Raw genomic sequence first — 26118 nt, 5'->3', positions numbered from 1 at the left:
CAAAAATAGAGCTCTATTTTTGGGCCTTTTTATTATTCTTTACTGGAAGGGGTTATCCTGGAACTAATACAAACCTTTATTCCGGTCGATCAAATCAATAATGGCCTCTACGGATTTATTGGAGTGCAATTTATCCTCCGGGGTGTTTTTGCAATAGTCTACCAAAATATCAACGGTTGAGGTTGCCACATGCAAACGGGTATCTGAAGAGGCGTAGTAGATGAAGACTTTTCCATCTTGGTCAACGACCCATCCGTTGCAGAAAAGTACGTTGCCAACATCACCAATAATTTCTTGATAATTGGGGGCCATCAAATAGCCTCCCGGTTGATAGATCATCTTGGTGATATCATCCAGATCCGTCATGAACATATACAATACATACCGCAATCCAGAAGCGGTATTTCTTACCCCATGGGCCAGATGGAGCCAGCCTTCGCTGGTTTTGATAGGTGATGGGCCCTGGCCATTCTTCAATTCATAAACAGTGTGGTATTTTTTATTATTGATGATGACCTCGTCCTTCACCACGGGATCGGTCATTTCATCAACATAACCAAGTCCGATACCCCCTCCCGATCCTGTTAGGATAAAACCATCTTGTGGTCTGGTATACACCGCATATTTTCCATTGATGAACTCTGGATGCAAAGTAACATTGCGTTGTTGTTTTGCAGTTGAAATTAGATCGGGCAACCGTTCCCAGTTTTTGAGGTCCTTAGACCGAATGATACCGGCATTGGCCACTGCGGCCGATGTGTCGTTTGCAGATACGTTGGGATCTTTTCTTTCTGTACAAAAAATTCCATAGACGTAACCATCTTCATGCTTCACCAAACGCATATCATATACATTCACATCGGGTTCCTTATTTTGGGGAAGGATCATGGGTTTATCCCAAAATTTGAAAGAATCTATGCCATTTTCACTCTCGGCAAAGGCAAAGAAGGATTTTCTATCCGCTCCCTCAACCCTAATGGCAAGAACATATTTGTCATTCCATTTAATGGCACCGGCATTGAAGGTGGCGTTCACCCCTATTCTCTCCAAGCCAAAGGGATTGGTCTCTGGATTTAAATCATAACGCCACTGGACGGGTATATGCTCCGCGGTGATGATGGGATGCTTATACCTGTGAAAGATCCCATTGGTCTTTGTTTCCATAACATTTTTTCTGTTGATCAACTTATGGTGGTCCTTAAAGAGCTTTTGAAATTCTATTGGGGTACTTGGGATGATTATGTTATTTCTCATATTTAGGGTTTATGGAAGACAGCCGAAAATCAAATCTCTATTTAATTTTTTTTACGTCTTTTAAAAACAATACATGCGGAAGCTTTTTGAAGTTCACAAAATCCGAACTGCTTGTTGCTCCCAAAAAGGGCACAAAATAATGGCTAGGCCATGCATTACGCCAAAACAAGGCCCAGGAAATACCATATTTCGCAATGTTTTTGTCCAAAATCTGTGTCCACCAATCTTCCATGGGTATTTTATTTAGGCCAGCCTCCGAAAGGGCAAAGGGTTTCTTTTTTTCATTGGCGATTTTCTTCAAAATCCCAAGATCCCTGTTAAGAGCGGCCACAAAGTCTTCGGTGGTACCATGCTGATATATATCCACCCCCAAAATATCGACATAATCGTCCCCAGGATAATATTTCAGATATTCTTCCTCGGTTTGAAAGGTGTTCACGGAATATGCATACAACACGTTGTGGACATTAAATTCATTGCTCAAGATGTCAACTGTTTCCTTCCACAATTGTTTATATTCCACTGAAGTGCAATTGCCCTCTCCCCACCAAAACCAAGTGCCGTTCATTTCATGATAGGGTCTAAAAACAATTGGTATCGCATTTCCCCTTTCGTCCTTTAAATCATTCAAAAAATCGGCTACACGATAGAGCCAACCTTTGTATTTTGTGTGCAATGGACCGCCTTTTAAGACATACTTCACCGCCTTTGTGGTATCCCATGCGCTTTTTTGGGAAACTGGATTATCTGGGTGCCAACTAATGGTGACAATACCCCGTTTTTGATGGGCCTTACGAATAAGGAGCTTCATCAAGTTAAAATTGACCGTGTCCAGATTTTGGGTTTCGCCAAGTTCTATATGGCCAATTTCAAAGCCATGGACAGCCGGATGATCGCCGACCACTTCATGGACATCACTTTTGTAAAGGCTACCATCATTCTTCCAACCAATACCATATGCAGTAGCATCTTGATGGCCAAAAGCATAGCCCCGCTCTTTGATCTTGTTTATTCTATGGTACAGATACTTGGTTTCTTGGCCAGTTTTTTTATCGGCCAAGGAAATATTTTGATCAACGTAATTTTTATATGATTTACAGGATTGCATTGCCAAGACAAGTAGAAGCAGTTTGGCAAAAAAAAGCCTTTTTAATCGATTATCCATGTTTCTTTTGCGTTAACTTCTTTTCTTGAACAATTGGGGGCTTTTTTGAAGATGGCCAAACCTTTTGATCAAATAAAGCTGTCTTTAACAATCCTTTCACAAAAATAAATCTTAACATTAATTGCCTTTGATACTTTTTAATCAATCTTCTATAGTAAAAAGGCTATATGTTAGTATGGGCGGGCCCTTTTGCCTCAAGACCAATACTGGTTCAATGTATATACTTTAATTGAATCGCTTGCGGAAAATCATTGTTTTTTACCGCAATCACAAATTTATTGCCCCCTACATCAATATAGGCCAAATCCTTGACATCTCCTCCCAGAAAAAGACCGTTCTCCATGTTGGATACTGGGTGGAAGTGACCCTTGCCATCCCCTTTAAGGTAGGTGCCATATGAAGCATCGTTCCTAGGGGTCTCTATTTCCGATACATATAAATTTCCGGCCAACAACAGGTCCTTGAACCCATCTTGGTCAAAATCCTTAGCAAGGATTCCATTCACTGATGAAAACTGGGCCTCATTGGGCAGTTGGCTAATGGAAAACCTACCGTTCCCCAAATTTTCAATATAACTGCTGGCAAATGTTTTGGCCTTGTAGTGGATTTCTGCGGATTCCAGTTCTTCCTTGCCGTAAACCTCGACCAAATCTGCCGAAGCAAACGAGTTGTAATCTTCAAATTTTTGTGTGATGGATGGAATTTGTTGTGATGAACAAGACCTTCCACGGACTGGGAAAATCTTGCCAAAATTATAGTAGCTCAATACAATGTCCTTTCTATCATTGTGATCAAAGTCATCGGCAAAAACCTCAAAAGGTTCCTCTGCCGTGGCCTGATATTTATAGTTCAGGCCCAGATTGCCGGCAACATAATCCATGTCGCCATCATTGTCAAAATCCTCCTGCACCAAACTGAACCACCATCCTTCCGTATTTTCCAACCCGGTAGTATGGGTTACATTGCTGAAACCATTTTTGGTATTGGAGAAAAACATGATGGGGGTCCATTCCCCAACAATGATCAAGTCCAAAGTGCCATTGGAATCAAAATCGGTCCATATGGCATCGGTGACCATGCCCAAGTTCTCAAATTCTGGAGCCAAACTGTTGGTCATATCTTCAAAAACGCCATCATTGTTCTGAAGCAGGTAGCTTTTGGTGGGCCAAGGGTATTGTCCTGCTGTCAATCTGCCGCCAACAAAAAGATCTATATCGCCATCCCCGTCAAAATCAGCGGGTATTGCCCTTGACCCACTGGTGGGCATTTGGGGCAATAGGTTTTCCGATCTTGTGAAATTTCCCTTGCCATCGTTTATGTAAAGCCTGTCTTGGAACTGGGGCGAACCGGCCTCAAACTCATTTCCCCCGCTCACCACATAAAGATCCAGATCTTTATCCCCATCCGAATCAAAAAATACGGCGTCCATGTCTTCCGCTTCTTTATCCAAAGCCCATGTTCTTTTATTGGTCTCCACAAATTTACCGTCCCTGGTCTGTACAAACAGGGCCCCTGATTGCTGCGATGCCCCGCCGATATAGAGATCCTGGAGCCCATCATTATTCACATCACCTACGGCCAAGCCCGGTCCCAACATGGATGTTTGATGTGGCAACAAAGGTTCTTTTTCATAGTCGTCATACGGATTTTCTGAGTGCTTGAAGGCAATGGACAGCTTGTCCAAAGAATAGGTATTGAACAGTTTTTCCTTGGATATCTCCTTTTCTTCTGCCATTTGGGCATCTTTATGATCAAAGGTCAGCACTTGATTTGCCTGTAATCCTTTCCTGAGTGATATTTTCCCATCGGGCCAGATCACTTTTACGGCTTTTATTTCTTTTTGGTCTGCCACACCAAAGCCCAATTCTGGTGCCACCGAGGACTGAAATCCCCTTGTAAGGGTCAGTTCCTGCATTTGTTCTCCCAAATCTGTCCGTACAAATACCCTGGAACCTATGCCATTTTTATTTTTGGAAGGCCCTTTCAGTCTGATCTTTAAAAAATTGTGGCCATCACTGTTGTTGTTTCTGTAAATGGATGCCGGTTCATCAATATTATTGATGACCAGGTCCATATCGCCGTCGTTGTCCAAATCGGCATACAGGGCACCATTGGAAAATGTTTTGTTGTCCATGCCCCATTCCTCGGTCACATTTTTAAAGGAATAATCGCCTTTATTGGCGAAAACATAATTGCTTATTTTTTCTGAGGGGATATTTTCAATCTCATCCGAGGAAAGCGCTTTGTTGAACCTCAATTTGGCACTTAATTTTTTGAAGTAGTCCTTGTTGTTGATGTCCCTTCGGGTTCCGTTGGACACAAAAATATCCTTCCAGCCATCGTTGTCCAGATCGGAGAACAGGATGGCCCAACTCCAATCCGTGGTCGCCAATCCTGAAATTCTTGAAACCTCACTGAATCTTAAGTTGCCCTCACTGTCCACACCACGGTTAAGCTGGAGGCTGTTCTGCATGTATTGGTGGTGCAGCCCATAATTGACCATTCTGGTAAAGAGGGCGGGGTTCATGCTCCCCATGTTGGCCTTGGACCTTTTATTGTCCTCTGGGGTCATGTCCATTTGGCCAAAATCCAAGAGATTGTCATTATTGTAGTCGGCCACATCCGTACCCATACCGTATTGCGAAGTATGGTTCAAGGCAGTTTGTGAAACCTCTTTAAATGTTCCATCGTGGTTGTTCACATAAAAATAGTCAGGCGAATCAAAATCATTGGAAACGTAGATGTCCTGCCATCCGTCATTGTTGAAATCGCCTGCCGTTGCACTGAGCGAAAGCCCAAAATTCAATATTCCCGCCTCCAAGGTAACATCGGTGAACGAGCCGTCACCGTTATTTCGAAATAGAATATCGGAGGCCTCGATCCTGGGATTCTTCATTCGGAATGCATAGAGCTCCACTGGGCTGTTGAATTGGGTAGGCGGATAATTTGCCAGATAAAGGTCCAGATCTCCATCGTTGTCATAGTCAAAAAAGGTGGCCTGGGTGGTATGCCCATTGTGATCAATGCCATACTCACTTGCTTTTTCGGTAAAAGTAAGGTCCCCGTTGTTGATGTAGAGGACATTATTGCGGACATCACCCTTGCCCGATACACTCACATAGATATCCAAATAGCCATCATTGTTGATATCCACCATGGTACTGCCCGTATACCATCTTTCATCACCCACCATATTGGCTTTTTCGGTGATGTCCTCAAACTTGAAATCTCCCCTGTTCAGATAGAGACGGTTTGATTCCATATTGGCGGTAAAAAACAGGTCGACAAGGCCATCATTGTTGATGTCTCCGGCTGATACACCACCGCCCATGTACATATAGGGGTAGGTAAAATAGTTGAGGCTGTCCGTTTCTTGGATGTTATTGGAAAACGGTACGCCGGTAACCTCAGGTGAAAGTAGTGTAAATTGAACACCATCACTATCCTGTATTTGTCTTTTACAGGAAAAAAAGGCAAATATCAAAGCCAAAAGAAAGAGTATCCTTTTCATACATCAATTTTTTATCAAACGACTTTCCAAAGCTAACAAGGACTTTGAATTTTCATCCAAAGTCCTTGTTCAATCTTTAATAATAAACAGGCTTAATACCCCGGATTTTGTTCCAAATTTGGGTTAACGTCAATCTGTGTCCTGGGGATCGGTAATAGATCACGGCCAGGTGGAATGGTTATACCGAACACATCCTGCATATACGAATCCACTTCACCGGTCCTTCTGAGGCACAGCCACAGGGAGAACTCTCCTCCAAGCTCATGTCGGTATTCCTGTAAGATGATATCCATCATATCCCCTGTTGGAGTCGGGGCAGAACCTCCCCATGCACGGTTTCGTACCCTCATCAATGTCTGCATGGCCATACCATCATCCCCACTTTTATGGTATGCCTCGGCAAGACTTATCAAAACCTCCCCGTATCGCAACCAGATATGGTTTTGACCCCCAAAAATGTTTGGCCCGTTCCAACCACTTATGAGTGGGTTACGCCAAGTTTTCACTCCATAATAGCCCGTTCTTCCCACGGATCCATCGGTACCCAACCAAGGTTCATCCACAGTCCCACAAGTATTGATTCCACCATAGTTGGCCTGAACATTTGGATAATCCGAGATGTTGATCAGTGGATCTGGATGTTCTCCCCCTGGTGGGATGATGGTGTAGTCCCTCCTTAGATCACCTGCTTCGAATGAATCATATAATGCTTCCGTTGGAATTCCCCCGTAACAGCCTCCATTGATTTCATTGGGCATATTAAAGGATTGAAGAAACGTTTTTTCCTCATTTCTTTCCCATCCTAGATTACCCTCATCATTGAACTGGATCTCAAACAATGACTCAACACCATTCTTATTGGCAAGGGCATGGATATCCAGATAGTTGGGCTCAAGGGAAAAGTGTCCCTCCAACTGTTCAAATGCATCAACGGCGTCGTCATAACGGCCCAGCCACATATAAACACTTCCCAACATGGCATATGCCGTGCCTCGGGTAACCCTACCTTTTTCCGTATCATAGCTCCATGGCAATCTTGGAGCCGCATCCTCTAAATCCAGAGCCAATTGGTTCCAAACTTCCTCTTCGGTATTTCGTGGTGCAAAAAAATCAGAATCACCTGTATTGGGTTCCAATATCAAGGGCACTCCTCCCATGGAAGCGGTCAAATAATAATAAAATATACTTCGCAAGACCAAGGCCTCCCCGATCAACCTGCTTCCCAGGTCTTCACTGATAAAACCGGCCTCTATTGCCGGTGGAAGATTGTACAACACCACATTGGCCCGACCGATTCCATAGTAGTGCACCGGCCACATTTTATTGGATATCTCATTGTCAGGGTTCAATTCAAAGTCCCTGTACTCCTCATCAGTGGCATTTCCCTTCCAATCTTGGGTCAATCTATCAATGGTATGGATGGCCTTGGTATTGTACTCATTTGGTATTCCGTCAGGACCCCCATATGCACCTTGAAAAGCATCATAAACACCCGTAACGGTTGCAATGGCCGTTGATTCAGATGTAAAAACAGTTGCGTCACTGACCCCATCTGTCTTGGGATCTTGCAACATTTCATCGTCGCAGCTATAGATCATGGTCCCAATGGCCATGATCAGCACTAAAATTCCTAAAAACCTATTTTTCTTCATAACTCTTTTTTTTTTTAGAATTGTACGTTCACACCTACCGTGAAAGAAGGTGAAATTGGATATTGCCCAGCATCGATACCTCTGGTCTGGACATTGTTCACTCCGTTGATATCGGCATTTTGCCCTACCTCTGGATCATAGCCTGAATAACCGGTCCACGTAATAAGATTTTGACCACTTAAGTACACCCTGGCACTGTTCATGCCCAAAGTTTCAATCAAAGTAGTAGGCAGATTATAACCCACCCTTAAATTTCTCAACCTTAGAAAGGAGCCGTCCTCCATAAAATAATCGGACGCCCTACCGTTCTGTATTTGACTATCGTTTCCTATTGCCCTGGCATAGGTATTTGTGGTCCCTGGTCCGGTCCATCTGTTTTCATAATAATTCCTTCCAATATTGGTAAAGGCATCGGCCAATCCATAACCTCCTGCCGTTTCCAACTCCAACCTAACGAAATTCATGATCTCACTCCCGTAGGAGCCATAGAGGTCGATGCCAATATCCCAGTTCTTATAGCTGAAATTCATGTTCAGTCCCCCAAAGAAATCTGGGATTGGACTACCAATGATTTCCCTATCATCACCATCGACACGTCCATCACCGTTCAAATCCTTGAATCTACGGTCCCCGGGCGAAGTGTCTTCGGATTGGTAAAAATCAAACCCCGCAGCTTGGGCACTTGCATTGTCCGCATCTACTTCTGCTTGGGTCTGATAAAGCCCATCTGCTCTAAAGGCATAATAGGACCCAACCTCTCCACCCACTTCAGATCGGGTCAGACCGAACCAAAAGTTGGCGGTACTGAAACTAGGGACGAATTCCGAGTTGAGCACTACAAAATCCTGTTGGGAAGTCAATTCAGTAATTTCATTGTCCAGAAAGGTCACATTTGCTGAAACATCCCATGTAAAGTCTCCTTGACTTTTTCGATGGCCCACCAAAAGTTCGACCCCTTTGTTGACCACACTCCCTGAATTTACTGCCCTAAAACCAAAACCATTCTGTATTGGGATGGGTTCCCTGAAAAGGAAATCAGACGCTTCACGCTTGAACCAATCCGCAGTAATGTAGAGGCTTTGATTGAAAAGCTCAGCTTCCAGTCCAACATTGGTCTGTATCTGTGCCTCCCATTTCAAGTCCGGGTTCGGCAATACCAAGGGGTAGAGTCCTGGGGATGTTGTTCCACCAAAATCGTAGTTGGCATCATTATTGGCATTTCCGGCAGAATAGAATACAGCAAACTGAAATGGATCTATTCCAAAGAAACTACCCGTTTCACCCCAACTACCTCTCAGTTTCAAAACGTCAAATGCACTGTTGTCCATAAAGCCTTCCTCGTCAATGTTCCATCCCGCCGCAAAAGAAGGGAAAACACCCCAAAGGTTGTTCGGCCCAAATGTATCTCCAACACCATCCCTTCTGATGGTCGCCGTGGCATAATACTTACTATTGAAGTTGTAGTTCAGCCGACCAAACTGACTGGCCAATGTCCTTCGGGTCCTATATCCTTCCAAAGCCTGCACATCCGAGGCCTGGGAAATATCACGTATCTCGTTGTTCAAGAAACCGGCGGCCCGGGTTCGTACTCGCTTGAAATAGTTTCGTTGTGCGGAAATACCTCCCAAGATACTAACGGAGTGCTTTCCAAACTCTTTTTTATATTCCAAAAGAGCCTCTCCCAAGAACTCATTACTGTAGTTGGTCTGAACATCAAAAATGGCATCCCCACGAAGGTCGACGGCCACTGAGCTACGATAATATTCCGGGAAAAAGTCCTGAGCATAGAACGTATTTGAATTGCCCCCAAGATTGAGTTTTGCCATCAATCCGTCAAAAATGTCATACTCGAGCCCAAGGTTCACAAAGACATTGGTATTGCCGTTCTCTTGGTCGTTCTGAAGGGCCCTTCCAATAACATTTTCGCTTCCACGAAAGGTTTGCAGTGCTATATCCGGAAATCCACCATAATTGCCATTGCCATCGTATGGCAGATTGGTCCCATTGGTTCCTCCCTGCATGTTAACCGCATCGGCTTCGGCCAAATGGGGCACATTGCCCAACAATTTAACAATATTATAGTAACCTTGGTTCAATTTTGTAACACTTTCGGTGTATGCATATTTGATATCCCCCTTGACCCTAAACTTATCGGTCACATCGAACTGACCGTTCAATCCTGCATTATATCTGCGATAAGACGAGCCAACAACGACCCCATCCTCATCAATCAGACCTGCGGTAAAGGAAAAGCGTGAATTCTCCCCACCACCCCTAGCGGTTATATTGGTGGAGGTCCTAAAGCCACTGTTAAACGCAAAATCCTGCCAATTCACATTGGTAAGGCTGCCAGGATCGCTCCATCCTGGAAAGGGTGTCAATTGTTCATTGGGCTCGTCAGGTCCGTTATTCTCTTGGGAGAGGGCCACGGCAAAGTCCGCAAAGGTCTGTACATCCAATACATCCAAAAATTTGGGTTCGAACCTAAAACCTGACCATGTATCCACTTCGAAGGTCACCCTTCCCGATGTACCCTTTTTGGTTTCGATGATCACGACCCCATTACTCGCCCTAACACCATAAATGGCCCCGGCCGAAGCATCCTTTAGAACTGATATGGATTGTATGTTGTTTGGGTTCAAAAAGGATATGTCCTGTGTAGGATATCCATCGACCACATATAAAGGCGTAGAGGTCGTGAACGTTCCTGTACCCCGTATGTTCACCGCAACAGAAGCACCGGGTGCCCCCGAGTTGGATACGATTTGTACCCCTGCCGTCCTACCTTGAAGGGCCTGATCGATAGTGGAGGTCGGGAACTTAGCCAAATCCTCGCCACTGACGACACCGACAGCACCGGTCAAGTCTTTTTTGGTGGTTGTTCCATAGGCCACCACAATGACTTCGTCCAAGTTTTCAAGGTCTTCCTGTAGGTTTGCATTTACAACACTTTGCCCATTGACACGGATTTCACGTGTAGTGTAACCAATATAGGAAAACACCAGAGTGGCCCCGGGTTGCACATCATCAATGGCATAATTACCATCAAAATCCGCAGTGGTACCGTTGGTGGTGCCCTTGACCACAACATTGGCACCGGGCAATGGCACTCCTTCAACATCGGAGACGGTACCAGTAATGTGTTGTTGGGAATACCCCAAAGCACATACCACCAAAGCCAGCAGCAAAATAATCTTTTTAAAAAAAGGTTCTTTCATAATCTTTTTGAGTTATCAGGTTCGCTATTAAATAATCACTCTTAGACCAAAAAACGACCCTTGAAGTTTTTCTTTAAAACATCATATTCGCATTTTTTGGAACATTTTTTTTAGATATCCCAAATGTATAACATGTATTATCAGAAGATTAACAAAATTTAATCATTTGTTAATACGATTTTTACTTGCACAACCTACTTCTTGCATTACATCTATGTCCATTCATGTTTACCAAACAACACGGAATCCAACGTGGAAATGGGGATGTCGCTTTCCAGTCATTGCCCAAAGCGTTGATTTTGGTGTGTAAAGGACACACCGACAAAATCAACCCGAACCTCTCAATCCTAATAGCTTTCATAAACAAAATGTCACTTAGATAGTGGACATTGGTACAAATTTGTCTCAATCATCAATATTTGAGGTTCCAACAAAGTTTTAAGGGGCTATCTTTCCCCGAATTGAATACCCTTTCATTCAGATTCAAATTCTTGGGGCCAATGTAATGTAACCTTATTTTTAGGGAAAAAACAACAAAAAATCCAGTGCTAGCATCCACACAAAGATTCTTTTAATACCTATGTCTTCGCTTTGGTCAAATTCGATGATCCATTAAAAATGTCAATGTCAGAGGAGGCGACTTTCTTGATATTCAATTTAATATATATCTTTAACCTTGCCCTATACTACGGAACCAAGGCCTTTTGATCTTTTGGCCAGGTTCGTAAAAAGTCTTTGGCGCGTTTGTTTTTAAGTGGTTCAAAAAGATTTCAAATCCAGTATGCATCAATAATTATGTTCAGTATCAACGAACTTTCAATGTATGGGAAGAGAACACTAATGTTCTTGAAGTTAACATTCTTCCCGTTACTAACCTCATTGTTGTACTCCCAAAATGTAGAGAATATCACTTTTCAAAAATTTGGGGTAAGTGAAGGGCTGAGCAGCAATGCTGTTTTTTCATCGGTCGAAGACAGAGAAGGATTTATCTGGATTGCCACGGAAGAAGGGGTAGATCGTTTTAACGGTAAGGATTTTAAGCATTACAACCTGCCCAAACTATATGAATATCGGACCGCCAACTATGTGGAGTACCATATCAACATAGATTCAGACAATCGAATCTGGCTCATTACCCTCGGAGGGCTTTTATATCGTTATGAGTCCCAACAGGATGAATTCGTCCTATATCATACCATAAGGGAAAGCCCGGAGCAAGAGGTAAATGATTTTTACATCGACCACATGAACAAATTATGGATCGGCACCTATAAAGGCGTTTATGTTTTTGACCCCGACGCAAAGCTTACCAATAAACTAAAGGGAGTGGAAACAAGGACTTCCTCAATCATACAGGATGATTCAAACAACTACTATCTGGGGACGGAAAACGGAATTTATGTACTGGATCCAAACAAGAACATTTTGTTCAACCTTTTGGATGAGACCCCAAATAAAAATACGGGCTTAAGGGGTTCACAGATAGCCTCATTGTTTTTCGAAAAGGAGAACAATCGATTATGGGTAGGGTCCAACAAGTTGGGGCTGTGTTCTTTCAACCTTGTCAACTTTGAGTTCTCCATGCCCAAGGGCCTTTCAGAGTATAAAGGGCTCAAGGTTAGGAGCATCGTACGTTTTTCCGCCAATGAAATTATAGTGGGCATTGACGGGGAAGGGCTTTTGATTTGGGATCTGACCAAAGAAAAGGAAGTTGGAAAGATCACGCCACATCAAAACGATACCGAGTCCCTAAGCTCTGCATCCGTACATGATATTTTCCGAAGCAGTTCCAATGTCTTTTTTGTGGCAACATTCAGGGGTGGTCTAAATGTTTACAGTCCCGGGAATCTAAATTTCAAGACCATTCGCCATTATCTCTACAAGAACAATTCCTTGAGAAATAACGTTGTCCTCCAATTGTTCAACGTAGCCCCTGGAATTATAGGGTTTGGCACCGATAAGGGCATCAGTATCTGGGATAGGGCTTTGGACAAATGGACTCACTTGGAAATAAATTTGAATGGGGAAAACCATATGTCCAATTCAAGGTCCATTTCTGTGGATAGGGATAACAATATCTGGGCCACTTCCTATACTGATTCCACCGTTGTCTTCAAAGAAATCCAAAAATTAAACTACAAAAGCACAAAAAATTATGATCCTCGCCTCAAATCTGTAAACGCCAACAAAATGTATGCAGGCACAGGTGATGATATCTGGTTCAGCGAAGACGAGACCAAACGTATTTACCACTATTCCTTAAAAACCGGAATCTTGGGCCATTATCCGGCAGAAATAGGCAACGTCCAGACCATATTAAATGTCGGACAGGATTTATTGGCCATAGGCACATCCACCGGACTTAGGTTTTTGGACACCAAAAGTGGCCGTTTAAAAAATCTCCCCATCATCAATACCTCGCACCTGAAGTCTGCAATGATCTCAAGTTTGGTCATGGACAAGAACAAACAACTATGGGTAGGCACCCGTTATGAAGGGCTCTTTGTGATCAATCTGTTCAAAAAAAGCATTAGAAGGCTCACCACCGGGGACGGATTACTTTCCAATCGGATATTTGCCCTTGCCTCAAGCAGCAATACTATTTGGGCAAGTACCTCAAAAGGGCTATCCCAAATCGACAATTCGTTCAATGTCAACAATTTTACAAAATCAGACGGATTGACATCAGTGGATTTCAATTATGATGCCGCCCTAACAGACAAAAATGGGAACATTTATTTTGGCACCAATGATGGGGTCATAACCTTCGATCCCCGCGAAATCAAGCCCATTGAATCAAAAAAAACCATATTGTTCACTGACTTTTATCTCAATCATAAACAAGTGCTTCCCGGAAACAAATCACCTCTTGATACCCTTTTAAATTATACGGAGACCATTGAGCTTGATTACAGCCAAAATTCCTTTTCATTTGGTTTTACCAGTATTGATTTCATGCACTTTGACAAGGGTATTTTCCATTGGAAATTGGAAAATTTTGACGAGCATTGGATAACCAATCCCGAATCCAAAGTAGCAAGCTATACCAACCTAAATCCAGGGGAATATGTCTTTAAGCTTAAGATAACCGGGCAGAAGGATGAACTGTTGGCCCCGGTAAAACAAATTGCCCTGATCGTAAATCCCCCTTTTTGGAGGACCCCTTGGGCCTATGGATTATATACATTGCTCTTGCTCATTTTGCTTGGATTGATCCTATATTCCTATAGATTATGGATATTGACAAACCATTCCAGGAGCAAACTGAAATATTTGGCCAACATGGCCCACGAAATAAAAACCCCATTAATGCTGATAAAGGCACCGCTAAAAGACTTGATCAAAAATATGTCCATGGGGACCCCTATCAAACAGAACTTGGACATTGCCCTTAAAAATGCGGAAAAGGTGCACATGCAACTGATTCAGTTTTTGGACTTCAGAAAGCTGGAGACCAATAAAAATACTGTTAACCCACAACCTATGGACCTGATATGGTTGGTAAAGGATAAAATGTTCGCCTTCAAAATATTGGCCGATAAGAAGAACATTTCAATGGAACTGAAGACCGATCTGACCACTTTATTTATCGAATCTGATGAAAGCATTCTGGATAAAATCATAGGTAACCTGCTTTCCAATGCCATAAAATATACTTTGAAGGGTGGTAAAATAGTTGTTGAGATTAAAGTAAAGGACAATAGATGTGAAATATTGGTCAAGGATACCGGCATAGGCATTCCCGTGGCAGAGCGGAAGAAAATATTCAGATTGTTCTACAGGGCCAATAATGTTCAGACATCCGGAAGTATTGGTACTGGAGTGGGATTGGTTCTGGCCCGCGATCTGGCCCGATTGATCAATGGCAATGTATCCTTGGTCAAATCATCTCCCGAAGGATCGGTCTTTTCAGTTAAGTTCCCTTTCAAACCTTTGACCAGCTTGGAAGACAGCGAAAATCCACTACTTGAAATGATTCTGCCTGAACAAGATCAACCCATTTCCAATAATAAAGAGACTGTCCTCATTGTGGAGGATAATCTAGATTTGATGGAATATAGCAGGAACAGATTAATGGACACCTATCATGTAATTACGGCAAGCAATGGATTTGCCGCACAAAAAATTATTAAGAACAACCTCCCGGACATTATCCTTTGCGACATCCTAATGCCAAAAATGAATGGGTTCCAACTATGCACGGCCCTTAAAAAGAACATTGAAACCTGTCATGTGCCCATTATCATGTTCTCTGGGTTAGGGTCAAAAGAAAGTATTATGCAAGGTTTGGAATGTGGGGCTGACGATTATATTGTCAAACCCTATGACTATGAACTCTTATTGAGCAAGATTGAAGGCCTGTTGCACAACAGGCAGGTATTGAAACGTAAGTTCCTGATCTTTAACGAAACAGAGGAAGAGATTCAATTTTCCAATGAATTGGACGATAAATTCATATCCGACCTTACCCAATTGGTGGAAGACAACCTCAGTGACCCCAATTTTACCATCAAGGACATGTGTGAGGCCATGGGCATGAGCAGAACGTCTTTTTACCATAAACTCAAGGCCCTAATGGATGTATCCCCAAATGAGTTCCTGCGCACCATACGCCTGAAAAAAGGCAGGAGAATGCTGTTGGAACATGATTACAATGTCAGTGAGGTTGCCTACAACGTTGGATTCTCGGATGCCAAGTACTTTGGAACCTTGTTCAAAAAATATTATGGGGAAAACCCCTCTTCCTTTGTTGCCAATAAAAGAAAAAGCCCATCAAAAAGCCACGTAATCCCTTCCGCTGAAAATGATGAATGACCAAAAATGGCCAAATACCAAAATAGATTTTGGCATAGTACAATTTTTTCATTCAGGAAACCCTTTTTGATTGTAAAAGGTCAGTAGAAGAAAGGAAAACCTATTGTCAGAAATTTCAATCAAGCAAGATTCATCAACAGTATTTCGCTCCTATTTCCAAACATCGCCATACCTTAAAATTCTTCGGGGAAACCCTTGTTCTTATTTTTAATATATTGAAAATCAGTATGTTATTTTTAAAAATATCGTTCTGACAATAATTCGACTTCTTATAACTGTTATTCGACCTGTTCCGTACAAAGTACAATTACTTTCACAAAACTAACTTATGGAAGTCTTTCGGTGATCATGGCCCATGTGCCCTGTATCAAAAAAAGGAAGCTTTTCCGTAGTGAACCTTAATTAACTAACAAACTTAAATCATTATGGATCAAAAACTAGTCTGTCATTGGATAGAGCCTAATGAAAAAAAATCATCAAGAAAAATCTGGCTCGTATCAATGATGATTTGCCTTTGTGTTCAATTTACAATGGCAAATGTTGAAGTTGTGGACGAAAGTCTAAAAAAGTCTGATGTTCAGCTGACAATTACCGGTACAATAACCGATGCAAATGGCATGGCGTTGCCTGGGGCAAATGTAATCGTCAAGGGCACCACAAACGGTACGCAAACAGATTTTGATGGGAATTACTCCATCGATGCCAGTAGCGATGCCACCTTGGTTTTCTCGTACATCGGGTTTACCACACAGGAAATAGCCGTGAATGGAAATTCGGTAATTGATGTCACTTTACAGGAAGACGCAAGACAATTGGATGAAGTGGTCATAACGGGTTATACAACACAGTCCAAAGCTACGGTGACAGGAGCAATGGTACAGGTGGATACCGAAGAAGCCCTCGATGTGCCCATTCAAAATGCGGGTCAGGCACTCCAAGGGAGGGCATCGGGTGTCCATGTTGTTGGTGACGGACAACCAGGTAGTACGCCATTAATTCGGATAAGAGGTTTTGGTACTACCAATGAGAATGGCCCCTTGTTGGTTATAGACGGCATGCAGACCACCGATGCCAATATACTCAGTCAAATCAACCCCAACGACATACAATCCATTAATGTTCTCAAAGATGCCTCGGCTGCCATCTATGGTGCCAGAGCATCGAATGGGGTTGTCATTGTTACCACAAAATCTGGGTCACGGGATGAAAAGCCTTCTATTAGTTTTAATTCTTATGTTGGTTTTCAAACTGTTGCCAAAACTCAGGACGTATTGAATTCCCAACAACTGGGAGATGTTCTTTGGGAAAGCTTCAACAATGATGGTGTTACACCAACCCATCCACAATATGGCGATGGTCCAACAGCTACGATTCCAGAATTCATTCGGGGAACAGATACTATGCCCTATGACATCAACAACAACAAGATTACCCGAAGTGGTGACACCCGTTGGCTGGATGAGATATTCCAGACAGGTATCATCCAGAACTATGACTTATCCATAAGCGGAGGTAACCAAAAAAGTCGTTATTTAATGTCCCTAGGATATCAAAATGCAGAAGGTATTCAGCTTGAAACAGGCTTTGAGCGTATTGTTACCAGAATCAATACGGAATTTGATATTTTGGACAATATTCGAGTTGGAGAACATTTGAGTGTCGGATTCACAGACCAGCTTGCCCAAAACCAACTTGGTAATGCACTGCGGATGCCTCCCCTGGTACCTATATACGATGAAGCAGGAAATTTTGCAGGAGGAGGTCCTTCAACAGCCGCTGGACTGAGCAACGTATCCAATCCTGTAGCTGAATTGATTCGTGGAAAAGACAACTTTGATAGAGCAATGCGTGTCATTGGGGACATTTATACCGAGGTAAGATTTCTAGATGGGTTTACAGCAAAATCTACATTCGGTTTCAATTTCATAGATAATATGATAAATGATATTGCCCGGGCAAACCCTGAAGCACCTGAGCCAAAAACCAATGCACTTACAGAAACACATAGTCGTGCAATCTCTTGGATTTGGAGCAACACTTTACGTTGGGACAAAACCTTTGGGAATCACGATATTCAGCTACTGGGTGGTATTGAGGCAGTTAAAGAAGATTTTCGGATAACTTCAACAAGAGTACAGAACTTCCTATTGGAAGATACAGATTTTTTCATCTTGGGAGCCGGTACAGGTACTCCCTCTCTTATTGACAGCCGCTGGGAATCCAGTGCTTTGTTCTCATTCCTTTTCAATGCCAATTACTCCTTTAAAAACAAATATTTGGCATCTGTATCGCTCAGACATGATAAAACCTCACGTTTTGCAGATGGCAACAACACAGGGTTGTTCCCTTCCACCAGTGTAGGTTGGGTCATCAGTGAAGAAAATTTCATACCGGAAGATTCGTGGTTGACCTATTTAAAACTTAGAGCATCATACGGCCAACTTGGAAACCAGGACATCCCGGTTCCCAATCCGGATGTCAACATTCTTGAAGCACAACAGGAAGTTGGGTTTTATCCCATCAGCGGTGCTTCAGTGGCAACAGGTGCCATATTGTCCTCTCTGGGCAACCAAGATTTGAAATGGGAACGTTCCAACCAATTCAATATCGGTGTGGATACCCGATTCTTTAATGACAATTTGAGCTTATCGGTGGATTATTTTAACAATACTACCAAAGATATGATTATTGCCAGCCCATTGCCTTCTACAGCTATAGACGCCAATCCGGCCTTCATTAATGCAGGAGAAGTAAATAATAAAGGATTTGATATCTCGGTCAACTATTACAACCCCGATCAAACTTCCCAATTAAAATGGGATATAGGACTAAATGTTTCCGCATATAAAAATGAACTTGTAAAAGTCAATGGGGACAACCCAGATGCTTTTTTGAATGGATCGGTGTTTAGATCAGGAACAATAACAAGAAGTAGCAATGGACAACCCATTTCTTACTATTTTGGCCGAGATGTCCTAGGAATATTTCAAAATGCCAACGAAGTTTCCTCTGCACCTGACCAAGGCTTTGCCACTCCAGAGGACGGTGTGGGCAGGTTCCGCTACCGCGATATTGATGGAAACGGTGTGATCAATGACGATGACCGTACCATACTCGGTGATCCACACCCTGATTTCACTTATGGGATTAATGCCAATTTAAGTTACAAAGACTTCTTTTTGACAATGTTCCTTCAAGGAGTCCATGGAAATGAGTTGTACCATTTTGCAAAGATTGAAAGTGATTTCCCCACATTCCTCAATAGTAACAGAAGCGTCAGGGTTCTAGATTCATGGACGCCCAACAATACTGATGCCAGCCTTCCCGCATTGAGCACAAGTATCAGAAACAATGAATCCCAACCAAATTCCTACTTTGTTGAGGATGGTTCCTACCTACGTTTGAGAAACCTGCAAGTAGGGTATAACTTTGAAATTCCGAGCTTGAGCATCACAAATGCCAGAATCTATGTACAGGGCACCAACCTGTTCACCATTACCGATTATAATGGTTCGGAGCCAGAAATTGGACAAACTGCTGCGGGAGATGATCCAACCCCCCCTGCGGGCGACTTGACCATAGGAGTTGATGATGGACGATTTCCGCAACCTAGAACCTATATTTTAGGTTTAAACTTCAACTTCTAAACCATAAATTTTAAAACTCACTAAAATGAAAAAAATAATAGTAAAAGCACTTTGCGTTTTCTCAATACTTTTTTCTTGTTCCGAGAATTTCACGGATATCGCACCAAAGGGAAGTCTAAATTCCGATGCGTTGGCCAACGAACAAGGGGTCGATCTCCTTTTGATTGGAGCATATTCCATGTTGGATGGGTTCCGTTTCGGCCTTACACAAGACTATAGATCAAGTGGAGATAACTGGTGGTTTGATGTGGTGTCCGATGATGCGCACAAAGGGGCTACAAATGGTGACCAAAACGAACTTTACCTGTTGGAACATTTCGACTGGGCCACTAACAATCCATACATCAGGGATGAGTGGGTCGGGCCATTTGCTGGGGTTAACCGAGCAAACGCCGTTTTGGAGCAGGCAGCTGCGATAGAAGGAGTTGACCTTACCCAACAGATTGCCGAAGCAAGATTCTTGAGAGGGCATTTCAACTTTGAACTGCAGAAGACTTTTCGCAATATTCCCTTTTTGAGCGAAGAGGATTTAAGCGACCCCAATAAACCAAATCCAGGTCCAATTTGGGATAAAATCGAAGAGGATTTCCAAGCGGCCATTGACAATCTCCCACAAACAAATGCTGAAGTTGGAAGAGCAACCAGTTGGGCGGCCAAGGCCTATTTGGGAAAGGCATATCTCTATCAACAAAAATTCTCCGAGGCATTCACCATATTCCAGGATGTGATCAACAATGGTCCTTACGGACTGCATCCCGAATTCGTGGACAATTTCAACCTTCGTGGCGAAAATGGTGTGGAAGCGGTTTTCAGCATTCAATTTTTTAACGATAGTGGGGATTCCTATAATGGAAATCGTGGGGGAGCTCTAAACCATCCAGGTGGTGGCCCTTTGAACACCTGCTGTGGTTTTTACCAACCATCACAGGACCTTGTAAATTCATTCCAAACCGATGGTACAGGTTTGCCATTATTGGATACTTGGAACCAGACGGATGTTACCAATGATCAAGGTGTTTTGTCAGAAGAAGCCTTTACCGTCCACAGTGGCCCACTAGACCCTAGATTGGACTATACTGTAGGAAGACGGGATATTGATTTCAATGGATTTGGAAGAAATCCTGGGTTCGATTGGGTAAGGGTACAATCTGCGGGTGGACCTTACTTAGCTGCCAAGAATACCTATAGGGCATCTGAACCAGATGCACGTTCCACAGGTGGACCCTGGGGCCAAGATAGATCCGGAATAAACTACAACATCATCCGTTTTGCAGATGTGTTGTTGATGGCCGCTGAAGCAGCTGTTGAAACTGGCGATTTGGACACTGCCTTTAACTATGTGAACCAAGTGCGGAACAGGGCCAAAAACATGACCTATGTACCAACAGTGGACGGCATTGACCCAACAAATTACCAAGTGGAGCCCTATGGTTCATTTCCCGATCAAGATTTTGCAAGAAAAGCTGTTCGTTTTGAAAGAAGACTTGAATTGGGCATGGAGGGCCATAGGTATTTCGATCTTGTACGTTGGGGAGTTTTGGAATCTACCATGAATGCCTATTTCCCAAATGAAGAACGTACCATTCCCGGGATAGATTTAGGAATTCCCGTACAGGCAAGACACAATGTATTTCCAATACCCATTGAGGCAATCGACCTGAGTAATGGCGTTTTGGAACAGAATCCTGAATGGCAGTAAAATAGAAAAGAACATAGAAAGTTCTTCAACAAACCTAAGGGTGGTCTGCAATAGAAATTCCACCCTTTAGGTTTTATGCTGAATGTTTCGGGGAGATCATCTCTATATTTTATCTTGAAAGTTGATAGTAAATGCCAATCAAAGTTTGGTTCACATGAAAATTTAGTTATTGATGAAAAAAACAAAATCAAATCAAAGAAGATCCTTTATAAAAAAATTGTCCGGGACCGCATTATTGGCTGGGGCCACTCCCAGTTTAATGTTGGGAAACTCTACGGACAGATTATATTATCCCATTAATGCGCCTAAAAAGAAATATGCCGCAAACGATACCATCCAAATAGCCACTATTGGAATGGGGATCCAGGGATTCAACGATACCCGTGCAGCCCTTGCCACACCCGGTGTTAAACTAGTGGCCGCCTGCGATTTGTATAAAGGGCGACTAAAAAGTACCAAAGAAGTTTTTGGCAAAGAGATCTTTACTACAAACGACTACAGGGAAATTTTAAAAAGGGATGATGTCGATGCAGTGATCATTGCAACTCCCGATCATTGGCATGACCGCATTTCAATGGATGCCATGGATAACGGCAAGGCGGTGTACTGTGAAAAACCCATGGTGCACAACATTGAGGAAGGTTGGGCCGTCATTGAAAACCAACGAAAAAACAACAAGGTCTTCCAAGTGGGCAGCCAAAGAGTGAGTTCTTTGGTCTACAAAAAAGCCAAAGAATTATACGAGGCCGGTGCAATCGGCAAATTGATATTGGCCGAAACCTGGAACGATCGACAGTCAAACCTAGGTGCATGGAATTACTCCATCCCATTGGATGCCTCTCCAGAAACCATTGACTGGGACAGATTCTTGGGGGATGCCCCAAAAATTGCCTTTGATCCCGTCCGTTTTTTCAGGTGGCGAAACTACCGGGATTATGGAACCGGAGTGGCGGGCGATCTGTTCATACACCTATTTTCGGGCATCCATTATGTCATTGGTTCTTCTGGCCCCTCCAAAATGTATACCACAGGAGGTCTGCGCTACTGGAAAGACGGTCGTGATGTTCCCGATGTGATGATAGGGTGTTACGACTATCCGGATAGTGAAAGCCATCCTGCTTTCAATATGCAGATCAGGGTAAACTTTATCGATGGAGGCGGTGGAGGCGGAAGAATCCGATTGGTAGGTAGCGAAGGAGTAATGACCGTTGGAGGAAGATCTGTGAGGGTCACTAAAAGTAAAATGTCCGATCAACCTGGGTATGATGGTTGGGATTCCTTTGACACTTTTGACGAAGCCAACCGAAGAGAATTTGAAAAATGGTACAAACAAAAATATCCCACTCCTCCTGCAAGTGTGGCGGAAAGTGGCGAAATGGAATTCCGGATCAGTAATAACTACAGCGATCACGAGGATCATTTTTCAAACTTTTTCAATTCCATACGCACAGGAAGCACTGTGGTAGAAGATGCCGTTTTTGGATTCAGGGCAGCAGCTGCGGCCTTGGGGGCCAACAAAAGTTACTTTGAACAAAAAATCATACATTGGGATCCAGAAGCCATGAAATTTGTCTAAGGTTATGGGGGCGGGTGATTCGAATCACCCATAATAACATAAAATCCCACATCGATATATGATCAATCCATTGGTAAAAAGCGCCTTCATTTTGGCAGTTCCCCTGCTTCTGTTGGGCTGTTTAGATCAAACGCAAACTGAAGAGCAAAAAAGATTTACACTGCTCAACAGTGAATCCACAGGAATAGAATTTGTCAATCAACTTACTGAAAGTGACACCCTGAATTACTTCACATATCAATATATGTATATGGGAGGTGGAACCGCCATTGGAGACATCAACAATGATGGGCTTGCAGACATTTTTCTCACAGGCAATATGGTGGCGAACAAGCTTTATTTGAACCAGGGGGACCTAAGTTTTGATGACATCACCCAAACCTCAGGGGTAAGTGGTGATTCCAGATGGTATACAGGGGCAAGCCTTGTGGATATCAATGCCGATGGTTATCTGGATATTTACCTTAGTGTTTCAGGAAAAAGTGGAGACAAACACAATCAGCTTTACATCAACAATGGAGATTTAACATTTTCCGAGAAAGCAGAGGAATATGGCCTAGATGACAGTGGCCAATCCATTCAATCCACATTTTTTGACTATGACCATGATGGAGATTTGGACCTGTTTGTCATTAATTATCCCATAACGGATTTTAAAACGGCCAATACGGTCTACAAGATGATGATGGACCGCCCAACCATGGAAAAGAGCGACCATTTGTACCTCAACAACGGTAACGGCACTTTTACCAACGTTACCAAGGAGGCCGGTTTGTTGAATTTTGGACTGTCCGTAAGCTCTTCCATAGCGGACTATAACAATGATGGTTGGGATGACATTTATGTTTCCAACGACTTCAGCACACCCGATTACCTCTACATCAATAATGGGGATGGCACCTTCACCGACAAACTCAATGAAACCACAAAACAGATTTCGTTTTACGGCATGGGTACAGATGCCGAAGATGTGAACAATGACGGATTGCTGGACCTCATCCAAGTGGACATGGCCCCAGAGGACAATCGCCGTTCCAAAGCCAATATGGCAAGCATGAATATAGGTCTTTTTTGGAGCACGGTCAACCACGGATTCCACTACCAGTACATGTACAATTCCTTTCAGCTCAATCAGGGAATTGATGCCAATGGACTGCCCATTTTTGGAAATATTGGATGGATGGCCGGCATATCTTCAACCGATTGGAGTTGGGCACCGCTCATAGCTGATTTTGACAACGATGGTTGGAAAGACCTTTTCATCACCAATGGTACCCGAAGGGAGATCAACAACAAGGATTTTTTCAAAAAATTGGAAAAGGACCATGTGGATATGGAAGAAGCTTCCTTGGTAGATTTGGTGGACAAAATGCCTTCGGAAAAAATCGATAATTATATTTTTAAGAACACCAATGGGATTCAGTTCAAGAAAGTAAACGAGGATTGGGGGCTCACCTTTAAAGGCTTTTCCAATGGAGCGGCTTATGGTGATTTGGACAATGACGGCGACCTTGATCTGGTCGTGAACAACATCGATGATGTCTGCCGGGTGTTTCAGAACAATACCTCCCAGATCGGAGATGCCCATTATGTCAGGGTTAAATTAGTTTCGGAACAGCCAAACCATATGGGTGTTGGTGCAAAAATCACGTTGAAAAGTGGTGAACAGACCCAATATCGCCATTTAAACCCGACCAAGGGATTCCAATCCTATATGGAACCTGTTTTGCATTTTGGATTGGGTACAAGTGACAAAATCGATTCCTTGATAGTGGATTGGAACGATGGATCTCGCGAAATAAAGTTGGACATTGATGCCGATCAAACCTTAACCTTTGCAAAGGGCAAAAATCCAAAACAAGAAAAACTACCCATCAAGTCAAATCCAATTTTCCATTTGGCCAACCAACAATTTGACACCATATTCTGGCATAGTGAAAACCCATACAACGATTTTGGAAGGCAAGTGCTTTTGCCTCATAAACTTTCAAATTTTGGTCCTGCCCTAGCTGTTGCTGATGTCAATGGAGACAAACTGGAAGATGTTTTTATTGGAAACGGTGCCGGGTTTCCTCCTGCCATGTACCTGCAACAACCCGATGGAAGTTTTATGCTGACACACGGGGTTTGGGAAGAAGACGGAAAATATGAGGATTTGGGGGCTATTTTCTTTGATGCAAACAACGATGGCACCCAAGACCTTTATGTGGTCAGTGGGGGCAATGGGTTCACAAACGAGGAAATGTTCCAAGATAGGATGTATTTGAACTTCAATGGAACATTTCAAAAATCAAAAGGGGTTTTGCCTGCAATCAATGGTAGCGGTTCCCGTGTAATTCCGGGTGATTTTGATAAAGATGGAGACATAGATCTTTTTGTGGGAGGTAGAATCTCCCCACAAAACTATCCCAATCCCGGACAAAGTTATTTGCTGGTCAACCAAATGGACCAAGGTATACTGAAATTTGAGAATGCTACGGAGGAACTCGCTCCAGGCCTATCAAATGTGGGTATGGTGACCGATGCCCTTTGGACCGATTTTGACCAAAATGGCACCACTGACCTGGTTGTAGTGGGGGAATGGATGCCCTTGACCATCTTTAGCCATGAAGATGGAAAATTTATTGATAGGACAGCTGATTTTGGATATGCGAATACCACAGGGTGGTGGTCAAGCATTGATGGTGCCGATTTTGACAAGGATGGGGATATGGACATTATAGCTGGCAATCTAGGACTGAATTACAAATATCAAGCAACGCCAGAGGCCACTTTTGATCTGTATGCCAATGATTTTGATGAAAACGGAAATACCGACTTGGCTTTGGGATACTATAACGAGGGTATTCTATACCCGGTTAGGGGCCGTCAATGTTCCTCGGAGCAAATCCCGGCCATACAGTTGAAGTTCAAGGACTACAACTCCTTTGCACAAGCTTCATTGGAAGAGGTGTATGGGAAGGAGAACCTTGCAGAATCCCAGCATTTTAGTGTCACCTCTTTTGCCAGTATCCTATTGGCGAATCAAGGAAAGGGCAACTATCAAAAAAGAGAGCTTCCTCTTTTGGCACAAATGTCGCCCATAAATGATGTGATCATTGAGGATTTCAATCAAGATGGCACGCTCGATGTGATCCTCGGTGGCAATCTATATGCCTCGGAAATAGAAACCCCTCGCAACGATGCCGGAATAGGTTTAGTGCTTTTGGGGGATGGTAAATGTGGGTTCGAACCACTTTCTTATTCCAGCAGTGGGATAAATATGGGCCATGATGTGAAGACATTGGGGGTTATAAAAAGAGATGGCATATTTAAGGTCGTGGTGGCCAATAACCAAGGACCTTTACAACTGTTTTCGCCCTCCTCTTCCTTCCCTTGATCCCAAATGTACCGGTATAACGACATACAGATTCATCAATGCAGAAAGTGGACATCAAAAAAATCAAAAGTGCATCACCCTTCTTAACTGACTCTTACACCCCAAAATAATCGAATTAAAGATATTATTTCCACCTTTAATAACAGCATTTCAACCTTGGAAGGAAAGGGACGCCATAATATTGTTATATCTAAAATAACTG

10 protein-coding genes are annotated in these 26118 nt (G+C 43.0%); 5 read left to right on the top strand and 5 right to left on the bottom strand.

Annotation, left to right across the window (positions count from 1 at the left end; genetic code table 11):
* Positions 1–63 precede the first annotated feature (63 nt).
* From ACO6S0_RS05175 to ACO6S0_RS05155, 5 genes are all read right to left on the bottom strand, one after another.
* Positions 64–1254, bottom strand: coding sequence for a glycosidase (locus tag ACO6S0_RS05175; RefSeq protein WP_422350933.1), 1191 nt, complete (start codon positions 1252–1254; stop codon positions 64–66).
* A gap of 37 nt (positions 1255–1291) precedes the next feature.
* Complete coding sequence (locus ACO6S0_RS05170) at positions 1292–2314, bottom strand: glycoside hydrolase family 26 protein (protein WP_422350932.1); 1023 nt, start codon at positions 2312–2314, stop codon at positions 1292–1294.
* Between the two features lie 316 nt (positions 2315–2630).
* Positions 2631–5930, bottom strand: a complete 3300-nt coding sequence (locus ACO6S0_RS05165; protein WP_422350931.1) for a VCBS repeat-containing protein — start codon at positions 5928–5930, stop codon at positions 2631–2633.
* Positions 5931–6022: 92 nt separating this feature from the next.
* Entirely contained in the window at positions 6023–7582 is a 1560-nt protein-coding gene (locus ACO6S0_RS05160) for a RagB/SusD family nutrient uptake outer membrane protein (protein WP_422350930.1), read from the bottom strand.
* Positions 7583–7596: 14 nt separating this feature from the next.
* Positions 7597–10800 (bottom strand): SusC/RagA family TonB-linked outer membrane protein, encoded by a 3204-nt coding sequence (locus ACO6S0_RS05155; protein WP_422350929.1) that lies wholly within the window; start codon positions 10798–10800, stop codon positions 7597–7599.
* Between the two features lie 846 nt (positions 10801–11646).
* On the opposite strand from ACO6S0_RS05155, the gene ACO6S0_RS05150 reads away from it, so the two are divergent.
* The 5 genes from ACO6S0_RS05150 (at position 11647) to ACO6S0_RS05130 (ending at position 25916) form a co-directional block, all read left to right on the top strand.
* Positions 11647–15615 carry a hybrid sensor histidine kinase/response regulator transcription factor gene (locus tag ACO6S0_RS05150; protein ID WP_422350928.1) on the top strand — a complete coding sequence of 1323 codons (3969 nt, stop codon included), beginning with the start codon at positions 11647–11649 and terminating at the stop codon, positions 15613–15615.
* Between the two features lie 530 nt (positions 15616–16145).
* Positions 16146–19262 (top strand): SusC/RagA family TonB-linked outer membrane protein, encoded by a 3117-nt coding sequence (locus ACO6S0_RS05145; RefSeq protein ID WP_422350927.1) that lies wholly within the window; start codon positions 16146–16148, stop codon positions 19260–19262.
* A 25-nt stretch (positions 19263–19287) separates the two neighbouring features.
* Positions 19288–20961, top strand: coding sequence for a RagB/SusD family nutrient uptake outer membrane protein (locus tag ACO6S0_RS05140; protein ID WP_422350926.1), 1674 nt, complete (start codon positions 19288–19290; stop codon positions 20959–20961).
* A 172-nt stretch (positions 20962–21133) separates the two neighbouring features.
* Complete coding sequence (locus ACO6S0_RS05135) at positions 21134–22537, top strand: Gfo/Idh/MocA family protein (RefSeq protein ID WP_422350925.1); 1404 nt, start codon at positions 21134–21136, stop codon at positions 22535–22537.
* Between the two features lie 58 nt (positions 22538–22595).
* Complete coding sequence (locus tag ACO6S0_RS05130; protein ID WP_422350924.1) at positions 22596–25916, top strand: VCBS repeat-containing protein; 3321 nt, start codon at positions 22596–22598, stop codon at positions 25914–25916.
* Positions 25917–26118: the final 202 nt, after the last annotated feature.

The organism is Flagellimonas sp. (assembly GCF_965233845.1).
In the GTDB taxonomy this organism is placed as follows: Bacteria; Bacteroidota; Bacteroidia; order Flavobacteriales; family Flavobacteriaceae; genus Flagellimonas.
Note: the sequence above shows the minus strand (reverse complement) of the source record. Positions and strands in the feature narration are given on the sequence as shown.